Annotated in this window: 10 protein-coding genes and 2 pseudogenes; 6 read left to right on the top strand and 6 right to left on the bottom strand. The window is 69.2% G+C overall.

The window, feature by feature from the left end; genetic code table 11:
• Window positions 1–177: 177 nt before the first annotated feature.
• The 5 genes and pseudogenes from ACFYQA_RS36375 to ACFYQA_RS36355 all read left to right on the top strand — a co-directional run.
• Window positions 178–474, top strand: a complete 297-nt coding sequence (locus tag ACFYQA_RS36375) for a winged helix-turn-helix domain-containing protein (RefSeq protein WP_388927413.1) — start codon at window positions 178–180, stop codon at window positions 472–474.
• Complete coding sequence (locus ACFYQA_RS36370) at window positions 390–953, top strand: transposase (protein WP_388927416.1); 564 nt, start codon at window positions 390–392, stop codon at window positions 951–953. Before ACFYQA_RS36375 ends, ACFYQA_RS36370 begins: the two co-directional genes overlap by 85 nt.
• A gap of 467 nt (window positions 954–1,420) precedes the next feature.
• Window positions 1,421–2,332: a MerR family transcriptional regulator gene (locus tag ACFYQA_RS36365; protein ID WP_388927410.1), complete on the top strand. Its 912-nt coding sequence runs from the start codon at window positions 1,421–1,423 to the stop codon at window positions 2,330–2,332.
• 49 nt (window positions 2,333–2,381) lie between these two features.
• A complete protein-coding gene (locus ACFYQA_RS36360; protein WP_388927407.1) occupies window positions 2,382–3,083 on the top strand; it encodes a helix-turn-helix domain-containing protein in 702 nt (233 codons plus the stop codon).
• Window positions 3,084–3,145: 62 nt separating this feature from the next.
• Window positions 3,146–3,424: pseudogene (locus ACFYQA_RS36355) on the top strand (DNA helicase UvrD); the annotation flags it as partial.
• Between the two features lie 146 nt (window positions 3,425–3,570).
• Here the strand turns inward: ACFYQA_RS36355 and ACFYQA_RS36350 are convergent.
• From ACFYQA_RS36350 to ACFYQA_RS36325, 6 genes are read right to left on the bottom strand one after another with little or no spacing between them, the layout of a single operon-like run.
• Window positions 3,571–4,227, bottom strand: coding sequence for a contact-dependent growth inhibition system immunity protein (locus ACFYQA_RS36350; protein WP_388927404.1), 657 nt, complete (start codon window positions 4,225–4,227; stop codon window positions 3,571–3,573).
• A gap of 21 nt (window positions 4,228–4,248) precedes the next feature.
• Window positions 4,249–4,548, bottom strand: coding sequence for an RNase A-like domain-containing protein (locus ACFYQA_RS36345; protein ID WP_388927401.1), 300 nt, complete (start codon window positions 4,546–4,548; stop codon window positions 4,249–4,251).
• Between the two features lie 14 nt (window positions 4,549–4,562).
• On the bottom strand, window positions 4,563–5,144 hold the full coding sequence (locus ACFYQA_RS36340) for a hypothetical protein (RefSeq protein WP_388927398.1): 582 nt from the start codon (window positions 5,142–5,144) through the stop codon (window positions 4,563–4,565).
• Window positions 5,141–6,946 carry an RNase A-like domain-containing protein gene (locus tag ACFYQA_RS36335; RefSeq protein ID WP_388927395.1) on the bottom strand — a complete coding sequence of 602 codons (1,806 nt, stop codon included), beginning with the start codon at window positions 6,944–6,946 and terminating at the stop codon, window positions 5,141–5,143. The genes ACFYQA_RS36340 and ACFYQA_RS36335 overlap by 4 nt, the downstream gene beginning before the upstream one ends.
• A complete protein-coding gene (locus ACFYQA_RS36330) occupies window positions 6,874–7,188 on the bottom strand; it encodes a WXG100 family type VII secretion target (protein WP_388927392.1) in 315 nt (104 codons plus the stop codon). Before ACFYQA_RS36330 ends, ACFYQA_RS36335 begins: the two co-directional genes overlap by 73 nt.
• Window positions 7,189–7,243: 55 nt before the next feature.
• Window positions 7,244–7,666, bottom strand: coding sequence for a WXG100 family type VII secretion target (locus tag ACFYQA_RS36325; RefSeq protein WP_388927389.1), 423 nt, complete (start codon window positions 7,664–7,666; stop codon window positions 7,244–7,246).
• Between the two features lie 271 nt (window positions 7,667–7,937).
• On the opposite strand from ACFYQA_RS36325, the pseudogene ACFYQA_RS36320 reads away from it, so the two are divergent.
• Window positions 7,938–8,729 (top strand): annotated as a pseudogene (locus ACFYQA_RS36320) (DEAD/DEAH box helicase); the annotation flags it as partial.
• Between the last annotated feature and the right edge of the window lie 1,321 nt (window positions 8,730–10,050).

Below are 10,050 nucleotides of genomic sequence, written 5' to 3'. Positions count from 1 at the left end.
ATCCCCAGGTCACGCGCGGTCTGCGCGATCGTGAGATCCGGCTCCGAATGGAACAGGGCCACGGCGTCGGCCCTGAACTCGGGCGAATAGACCTTAATCACCATAATCGGTCACCCTCTCCCGGCCCCCACCGGGGCCGGAGGTCAGGGTGTCCACCACCCGGGGGGAGGTCCCCAGGTGTGGACCGGGGCCCGGGTGGCGACCCTGATCGGCCGGAAGTTCCACGTCTCCTACAGCGTCTCCGGCGCCACCCGGCTGATGCGCCGGCTCGGCTTCACCCCGCAGATGCCCGGGCGGCGGGCCGCCGAACGCGACGAGCAGGCGGTGGCCGCCTGGAAGGAAGGCACCTGGCCGGAGGTAAAAGGACCCGGGCGGCCACCGGCGGCTGGATCTGCTTCGAGGACGAGGCCGGCCAGCACCAGCGGCCGCCCACCGGGCGCACCTGGGGCCGGCGCGGCCGCACCCCGATCGTGACGGTGTCCGGCCGCCGGTCGGGTCGGATCTCCCTGGCGGGCCTGATCGCGCTGCGGCCCGGGTGCCGGACCCGGCTGTGCTACCGGATCCGCGTCCACCACGGCCGCAGGGGCGAGCGGCGCAGCCTGTCGGAGGCCGACTACATCCGGCTGGTCGATGGCGCCCACCAACTGCTGAAGGCTCCGATCGTGCTGGTCTGGGACCGGCTCAGCACCCATGCCTCGAAGGCGATGCAGCAACTGGTGGACGCCCGCTCGTGGCTGACCGTCTTCCTGCTGCCCGCGTACGCACCGGAGTTGAACCCGGTGGAGGGCGTGTGGTCACAGTGCAAGCGCAGTCTGGCCAATCTCACCGCCGGTACGGTCGACCGGCTGGAAACCCTGGTCCGCAACCGGCTCAAGAGCTTGCAGTACCGGCCCGCGATCCTGGACGGCTTCATGGCCGAGACCGGACTCCAACGTGACTCACCACCGCCCTGACCCCAAAACGCCGAAGTCAGTAAACCCACCAGCAGCACGCCCGTCACCCCCGTCCGAGCGGGAGCAGGGCTTGGGAGATGAGGGGGGCTGCACGCATCCGGCCACCTCATCAGCACCGCACCGGACCGTCTGTGGCGGAGGCCACTTCACCCGTCACAGTCATGTCACAGCGGGCAGAGGCCCCTTGATGTGCGACATCCAGTGAGTTCCCGTGGCCCCCGCTGGGGTCCTGAGCCCCTGGCCCTGGATTTTTCTCGTTCGCTGCTCGGCCGGCTGATGACGTAACTCCGGAATTCCTGAAGCTTCCTCATCCGATCTGATCAATCTACGGCCTGATCAAAGGTGAGGAGGCGCGTGCCGTCGGCGCCGGCGGTGGTGAGGGCACTCGGCAGAGCTCTGGAGAACTTACAAAATGCCGCACTGAGGCGCTTGAGTCTCCAGCGGCTGGAGGGTCCAGGATCTCGTTCATGGACGACGAACGCACCGATGTGCTCACCATCGGCCGACTCGCGCACCGCACCGGAGTTCCGGTGCGCACCCTGCGCTTCTGGTCGGACGAGGGAGCGGTGCCACCCGTGGCCCGCTCCGCGAGCGGTTACCGGCTGTACGACGCCGGGTCCGTGGCCCGCGTCGAACTGGTCCGCACCCTGCGGGAGCTGGGCCTCGGGCTCGACGACGTGTGCCGGGTGCTGAGCGGTCGGACCACGGTCGCCGAGGTCGCCCACGCGCACGTGGCCGCGCTCGACGCGCAGATCCGCTCGCTCAAGGTGAGCCGGGCCGTCCTGTCCACCGTGGCGACACGTGGATCCACCGCTGAGGAGACAGCACTGATGAACAAGTTGGCACGGCTTTCCGCCGCCGAACGCAAGCAGATCATCGACGAGTTCAAGGAGGAGGTGTTCGGCGGTCTCGACGTCGAGCCGCGCCTGCGCGACCGCATCCTCACCTACCGCATCGAATTGCCCGACGATCCCGCACCTGAGCAGGTCGACGCCTGGATCGAACTGGCCGAACTGGTGCGGGACCCCGGCTTTCGCACCCGGTTGCGCACATGGCTGGAGCTCAACACGCCCGCACCGGGGCAGGGCCGTCCCCCCGGGGCGTCCATCTGGTGGGCCAGGCAGATCGTGGAGATCGTCGCGGAGGTCAGAGAACGCGGGGTCGCCCCCGAGGCACCGGAGGCGGCCGAGGTGCTCTCCCCGCTGTTCGGCGAGGCCGATCGGGCCGCCGTGCTGCGCAGCCTGGAGGCCGGGATCGAGGCAGAGGCGGAGCGCTACCACAGGCTTGTCGCCCGCGTGCGCGGGCAGGACGCGGCGCCCGACGCGACCGAGGAGCTGGAGTGGCTGGCGCGGGCCCTGCGCGCCGCGGATCAGGCCTGACCGGCCGGCCGGCGGCGAGGACGGGCGCGGGCTGCTGCTCGTAGCGGCGTTGGCCGACCGGTGGGGGTGCTGCCCGCGCCGTTCGGGCGGCCCCGGCAAGACGGTCTGGGCGCAGTGCGCCGCACCTGGCCTGATCTCACCGCCCCGCTCCTGCAGATCGTCCCCTCGTCCGCCCCGGCCGGACTCCCTCGCCGGCACCGTCCACGCCCACCAGGCGCACGGCGAGATCCAGTTGCACCTGGTGGGGCTGCCCGCCGACGAGAACCCGCTGGACCTTGCCGCCCCGACCGTCCTCGCCGTGGGCCCGCTGCTGCGCGAACTGATCATCGCCTACACCCGTTCTCCGGACGACAGCGGTCCCGAACGGGACCGGCTGCGCGCCGTGCTGCTCGACCGGCTTCGGGCCTCGCCACAGGAACCGCTGCACCTGCCCGCCCCGGCCGATCCCCTGTTGCGGACGCTGTGCGACATCCTGCGCGCCGATCCGGCCGACGGCCGCACCCTGGCCGAACTGGGCCGTGCCGTCGGGGCGAGCGGCCGGACCCTGTCCCGGCTGTTCCGCAACGACCTCGGCATGACGTTCCCGCAGTGGCGCACCCAACTGCGTCTTCACCACGCACTGGTGCTGCTGGCCGGGAACACACCGGTCACCACGGTCGCGCACCGGTGCGGCTGGTCGTCCGCCAGCACCTTCATCGACGTGTTCCGCCGCACCTTCGGCCACACACCCGGTACTCGTCCCAGAAGCTGACGCCCCGGTGCGGTCCGGCCGGACCCGCTCCCGGCCCCGCTGTCGCACCTTCGGGTCGCTCCATGCCGCAGCTCGCCTTCGACATCGGTTTCTTCGCCGAACTCCCCAAGCTCCAGCCGCCGGTGAGGAAGGGCGTGCCCGACGCCTGGGAGAAGTTCAGCCGGCTCACCCTCGACCAGCTCTTCAAGGACCCGGGGCTGAAGCCGGAGAGCCTGAAGAACGCGAAGGACAAGCAGATCCGGACCATCCGCGTCGACCAGTTCCGGCGCGGTGTGGTCCTCGCGCCGTCCTCCGGGGACACCTTCGTCCTGCTGCGGGTCATGCAGCACGACAAGGCCATCTGATGCCGGTAGTACAGAATCGGGCCGTACGGAACATCGAACCCCTCCTGCCGCTCACGGCAAAGGCAACATTGCACACAAGCGTCGCCTCCACCGACCCCGGAGCAATTCGTCGCGCATGGGTGGAGAGCGTCCTCAAGGCCGGATCAGATGCCGGCCAGCGTCGTCGCCAGCGACTGGAACCAGGCGCCGTGGGAGAACGGCTCGGGCGGGCCGACCTCCATGCCGAGTTCGGCGGCCGCCAAGGCGTAGTCGGACTCGTTCAAGTCGAGGGCGAGGAGTTCGTGGAGCTCACCGATGAGCCGGGCTACGAGGTGCGGGTCGGTGTGCGCGAGGTAGTCGGCGACGGCCGCCTCGTGGTCGTCGCATTCGTCCGGCATGTCCTGGGAGAACCAGCCGCCGAGGAGCTGTCCGAGCTCCGGGAAGCGCGCGTGCCACTCCCAGTGCGTCACGGGCGTGCCCGGGGGCGGGGCCGCGCCCTCGGTGACGCTGTGTTTGATGTGGTCGGCGAGACAGCGGAGCCACTGCTGGATTTCGCTCTCGGGCAGTCCCACGTCGGGGACGGCGTAGAACTCCCCCAGGCGCAGGCGCAGGCGTCCGGGCGGGTGCTCGGCGTACTCGCGCAACTGCCGTTCGGCGATGGCCAGCGCCCACGGGCGGGTGTGCCAGGTGTGCCGCAGGTAAGCGGTCAGCGCCAGGCTCGGTCGCTCCGGTGTGTCGTCGGCCTGCTGTCCGGCGTAGGCGCGGATCACCTGGTCCAGCTCGCCGTAGCGGCGGTCATGTTCGAGAGGGGTCAGGGGCACGGGTACTCAGCCTCTACTGGGTCACAGATAGATGGGGAACGTGGAGTGCACCACGAATCCGTGGGGACGGGACGCGTCGCGCCTGAGGATCACGCGCGCGGCCCGTACGTCGACGGGCTCCCGCCCCGCCAGCATCATCGCCTGGAGGAGTACCTGCCCGACGGGCTCGGGCCGGGAGGGCCAGGACGCCTCAATGGTCAGTCGTGACCTCGTGGATCGTGCCAGCCAGCGGTGGATGACCTGCTCGTTCGCAGTGACGACCTGCTGTGTGGCCCACTGAGCCGTTTCGCGGTCGGGATATGTCGCGCTTCGGGTACGCATCACAGTGGGCCCCCTCACCTGGCGTCAAACGACCAGAAGACTCCGACCTCTTCGGATGAGGCGACGACGAACCCGAAGTCACCGATGAACTCGGTGAGAGGAGCCCAGCCGGTGACCCCGTTCGTGAGGTCCGGTGACGGGGTTTTCGCCGCTTCAGTGACGTTGCTGTAACAGGAGACTCGGTCTCCGTACCGGTCGAGCACGGTTCGGGCGTCAGCGAGCGCCGCCCTGGTCTGTTCCTCCGTTCCGACCGGTCCCCATTCGTACGTCATCTCAACCAACAGGCGAGCGGCCGTCTCGGCCGTGACGGGGTACAGCCGGCTGCCCAGCCCCGCCTCGGGCAGCGGGACGAAGGGATAACAGGGGCGGCTCCCGGTCCGCTCCTCGTCGTTGTCCTTGTCCCAGTCCAAGGTGATCCATCCGCGAGGATCGTCGACCTCCCGGTTCATCACCGCCAGTGCGTCCCTTTGCCAGCCGGCAAGGGTCCTCGGGCCGGTCGCCGCGAAGGTGTAAACGTCCTCCAGCAGACGCAGGACAGCGTCCTCCCATGGGGCCTGGGTCATAGTTCGCATTCTCTTTTCAGACGGATCGGTCACAGCGCCGGCATGGAAGTGACGACAACGAACGGCGGATCAAGGTTGGGATCGTACTTCAGGCGCGTATCTATGTTCTTCACTTCAATGGGCCTGACATTCATTCCCCCTTCCTTGAACCCCGTCATGGGATCGGACGGGTCGTACGGCTGCTTCCTGACGCTGACACCCGTGACGTCGCCGTTGGGCCCTGGGCCAACTATTTTCTTGTACGGATCATTAGGGTCGGGCGGGCCATCCAGCCACGCCTTGATCTCGGCGGAATGAGAGTCGATGTTGTACTGCGTGGACCGTTGCGCGCTCTCCAGATCGGTGAAGCTGGACGCCCCCGCGATTTTGGGTTTCCCGTGCACCCAGGTCCCGGTCGGATCATCGCCCTGATCACGCAGGCGCTGAGCCAGTTGCTCCGGGCTCTTTCCTACGTGCCTGTCCAGGGTGTGTCCGTTCTCGAGCCATTCGCTGCTCGCCAGATCGATGCGGTAGACGCCGTTCTTGGTGTCCTCCGGTTCGGTCCAGCGATGCTCGGTCTTGAATTCGTTGAGCGCCCGCATGCCGAAGGCTTCCGCACGCGCCTCCTGGGCCTCGAACTTCGGGGCACTCCGGTGCGCCTCGTCCAACGGGCCCATGAGCGCGTCGAGTTTCGGCACGAGCCCGTCGACCCGTCGGTTGTACTCGGTGACGATCGCGTTGAGCTTGGCGGTGTCCATGTTCAGGACGATTCCCTGGCCCAACTGGGACGCACCCTTCGCAATACTCTTGCCCAAGCCTTTGACCAGGCCCTTGACGTCGTCCATGCCGACGCCGTCCTTGAGGTTGACCTCGACCTTCGGAATCGCGTCGCGTACGGCCTCGATATAGACGTCCCACACCTCGCCGTTGAGGTAGACGGCCGCCTCGGCGAAATCGTAGAGGAGATCCCCGACTTTCCGGGCCGTGTCGAACAGCACGGTCATCACGGGGTGGGTGGCGGTCTGCGAGGAGGAACTGTCGTGTTTCCATTTGTAGTTCTCGCGGTTCCCGCCCCACGCCGTCGTGCCCCACAGCGAACTGCAGAAATGGCGCATCGCGTCGTACCACTCGCTGTGGGCCTGCTGCGTGATGCTGCTGACGTTCCCGGTCAGCCCGCTCTCCACCGTGGAGAGCGAGGCGGTCGTCGCCATCCATGCCTTGGACAGCGAGTTCAGGTGGTGCTGCTGTGGGAACGGATAGACCTCGGCGACCTTGCCCATTCGGAAGGCGTGCTTCACCACCGGCCTCAGCACGTCCCGGACCGGCTCGGGCACCCACTCGAGGAGCCTGCGGATGAAGTCGTCGCCGCCGTCGTCGCCCCACTTCAGATTCGGCACAGAGCCGTAGGCGGGCGCCTTCTCCATGACCTTCGGCAACGGCTGGACGACCGGCTTCGCCTTCCCCTTGGGGTCGTTGGCCGCCTCGGCCTTCGCATAGGCGTTGGCCGTCGCGGTGAAGCCGACCGCCGCGCCCCCGATGCTGACGATGCTCTTGGCCCACACTTCGAGGAAGCGATTGCCCACCTTGACGTACGACGTCGCGAACGCCTGGGGCGAGGTGCCGTAACCGCCGGCATCCGGGTACTTGTGCAGATCGCCGAGCAGACTCCCGGCGCCTCTGTCCATCAGCTGCTGCTGGCTCGCCACACCGCCGGAGACGCGGTGGAGGTCGGCCGGCTTGACGTCGATGGTGCCGTTCTGGCCCGGCGGTGGCGGTGTCCCCATCAGCCGGCCCCCCAGCCGCGCAACACGGCCCGGTGCGCTGCCGCATAGTTGATGTGGCTCGTGGTCGCGCACTCGTGCAGCCACTTCTGGGCCGCCTGGAGGTCCTGGGCCGAACGGTCCCACTCGTCGAGCTTGTCGACGAAGACCTCGCGGGCCTCCCCCTCCCAGGACAGCACGACCGGCACGACCCGGTCGTGGAGGTCGTCCAGACTGCCGTTGAGCTTCTTGAGGATGTCCTCCAGTTCGGCGGCGAGCTCGCGGAGGGTGGCAAAAGAGACGGTTATGTGATCGTCGTTCGCGCTCCCGGTCGGCATGGTTCCCCGTTTCGTAGGTGTCGTCGCGGTTGCGGCAGAGGTTCCCTCAGAGGCGTCAGAAGGAGTCGAGGCTGCTGCGCGGGTGGGCGGGAGCGGTCGTCTCCGGGTTCGATGTCGAGAGCTTGTCGACCTCGCTGTCGATGTCCACCTGGATGCTCCGCAGTCGGGCCACCACTTCCAGCTCCTGCTCCGTGAAGCCGTCCCGGCTGAGGCGTACGGCCTGCTCGAGGTGCCGGATCACTTCACGGATGCGCACGGCGTCCTCGGCCGTCGCCCGGTGGAACTCGCGGTACGCCGTCGCCGCCGGCCCTCGCCAACCCGCTTCGATGCGGTCGACGATCGCGTCCATTCGCCTGACCTGCTTGTCGAGGTGATCCTGCATGTCGTCGAGGTCACCGGCCAGTCTGGTGAGGCCCTGGCTCGACACCCTCAGATCGACGCCGCCCTCTTGGCCCGCGCCTGCACCATGTACGCCCATGCTGCGTACCTCCACCCCCGTGACCTCAACATGACAAGCCGCGTGTACACAGTGATCCTAACCTCGTGCTTCCTCGGGGCCGGTGCCCGGCGGCGGGCCCGGAAAGGGCAGCCGTCGGGTGGATGCCTTCGGTCATGGGCATCGCCGGCACCCGCGTCCCGCCGTGCCGGGCGACCGGATCGGTCCGGGATTCGATCAGGTGGGCGTCGTTGTCCGAGGTGGCCGATATGTTTGGTGCTGATCGTCACGGTGCCGATGCCCGGCTGTCGCGGTGGTGCGTACCGGCGGTCGTGGTAACCGTCCTGCCCGAAAGGTCCTCGTGAAGCCCGCCCTGGCCGCCGCGCAGCTCCGCGGCAGTCTGACGCAGTACCTCACGACGACGTACGCGCTGGCCGACGAGGACACGCGGCTCGCGCTGGAGCGGTTCCTCGGAGATCCGGAGACGGGCATCTTCCGGGGGCCGTACCTGCGGATCAGGACGCCGTTCCACACCGCCGACGACGAGTGGAAGTCGGCGTTGGAGTGGCAGCCGTCGTTCACACCGTGGCGGCACCAGGCGAAGGCCTGGGAGCGGCTGAGCACGTACAAGGGGGCGGCCGAGCCGACGCTCGTGACGACGGGCACCGGGTCCGGCAAGACCGAGTCGTTCCTGATCCCCGTACTCGACCACTGCCGGCGGCAGAAGGCGCTGGGCCGGCGCGGGGTGAAGGCCGTACTGCTGTACCCGATGAACGCGCTCGCCACCGACCAGGCCGGCCGCATCGGCGACTACCTGGCGCAGCCGGAACTGGCCCAGGTGACGGCCGGTCTCTACATCGGGGACAAGCCGGACACGGACTTCAGGCGGGTGATGACGCGGCGTGAGGAGATGCGCCAGTCGCCGCCGGACGTGCTGATCACCAACTACAAGATGCTGGACCTGCTGCTGCAGCGGGCCGAGGACCGTTCGCTGTGGGAGGGCGCCGACCCGGCGTACGTGGTGCTGGACGAGTTCCACACCTACGACGGGGCGCAGGGCACCGACGTGGCGATGCTGCTGCGGCGGCTGGCGTCCGCCGTGGGCGCCTCGAAGCCGGAGCGGCCGCTGGGTTCGATCTGCCCGGTGGCGACCTCGGCGACCCTCGGTGAGGGCGGGGGCGACACCGGCGGCATCCTCACCGTCGCCGAGCAGGTGTTCGGCGTGCCGTTCGGTCCGGACGCGGTGATCGGTGAGGAGCGGCTGAGCGCCGACGACTTCGTCGGCGACATCGACTACGAGCTGCCCGAGCCGCCCGGTCCCAAGGACGTCATCGAGGTCTCGGGCGGGCCGGGCGTGGAGTCCGACCCGGACCGGCTCGACCTGGACGGGCTGACCGAGCGGCTGCTGGGGCGGCGCGGCCTGGACGCCTTCCAGATCGGGCGGCTGCTGAAGAAGCACGACTTCACCCACGGTGTGCTCGCGCTGCTGAACGGCGAGCCGCTCGACGAATGGGGACTGCGGGACCGCATGGCCCGCTTCGGGTACGCGTGGGCGCGCACCGCGCGGGAGAACCCGCGGCTCGCGCTGGAGGCGCTGTCGCGGTTCGTGGCGCTGCTGTCGTCCGCGCGGGACCCGGAGTCCGACGCGCGCCGGCCGCGTCCGCTGCTGCACATCGAGGCGCACCTGTGGGTCCGTCCGGTGGGGCGGGTGCTGAGCGGGGTGGGCGCCCGGCCGGAGTTCCGCTGGTACGAGGACGAGCGGACCGTCGCGCGACGCTCCGCGCTCACCGCGGCGTCCGCTTCCGAGGACCCGTCCGAGAGCGACGACTGGCCGACGGCGGACTCGCGGCGGCCGCAGGCACTGCCGGGTTCGGACACCGTGCAGCGGCCGGCCCAGGCCCATCTGCCCGCGATCTACTGCCGCATGTGCGGCCGTTCGGGCTGGGCGGCCCTGTCCCCGGAGGCCGACCCGCAGAAGCTGGAGGCCAGTCCGACGAAGATCTGGCAGGCCTCCGTCGGACGGGACAAGCGACGGCTGCGGTACTTCATCTCGGCGACCCCGGCCGAGGCGCGGGACGCCCTCGCCGCGCTCACCGGCACCGCGCCCAAGCAGGCGGGCGGTGCCGATCCGCAGTCCGTCGTGGTGCTGGACGGGGCGCAGAGCACGTACCGCATGCCGGTCGCCGGGGACGGGGAGGGGCTGCAGGACGCCTGGTTCGCGCGGGCCCTCCTGGACAAGAAGACCGCCGACCAGGCCGCCCGGGACGACACCTGCCCGGCCTGCAACACCGACAACGGCATCAGGTTCCTCGGCACCGCGCTCGCCGCGCTCGCCTCCGCCACGGTCACCCAGTTGTTCACCGGCGGCCAGGAGATCGCGCTGGCGCCGGAGGAGCGCAAGACGCTGCTGTTCAACGACTCCACGC

The sequence above is a fragment of the Streptomyces sp. NPDC005774 genome (assembly GCF_042871645.1).
GTDB classification, from domain to species: domain Bacteria; phylum Actinomycetota; class Actinomycetes; order Streptomycetales; family Streptomycetaceae; genus Streptomyces; species Streptomyces pratens.
The sequence above is the reverse complement of the archived record's forward strand: the minus strand, read 5'-3'. Positions and strand labels throughout refer to the sequence as shown.

Coding starts and splice junctions, on each gene's coding strand:
- ACFYQA_RS36365 (WP_388927410.1), top strand. CDS start 1,421: ATGGACGACGAACGCACCGATGTGCTCACCATCGGCCGACTCGCGCAC.
- ACFYQA_RS36330 (WP_388927392.1), bottom strand. CDS start 7,188: ATGCCGACCGGGAGCGCGAACGACGATCACATAACCGTCTCTTTTGCC.
- ACFYQA_RS36345 (WP_388927401.1), bottom strand. CDS start 4,548: ATGCGTACCCGAAGCGCGACATATCCCGACCGCGAAACGGCTCAGTGG.
- ACFYQA_RS36325 (WP_388927389.1), bottom strand. CDS start 7,666: ATGGGCGTACATGGTGCAGGCGCGGGCCAAGAGGGCGGCGTCGATCTG.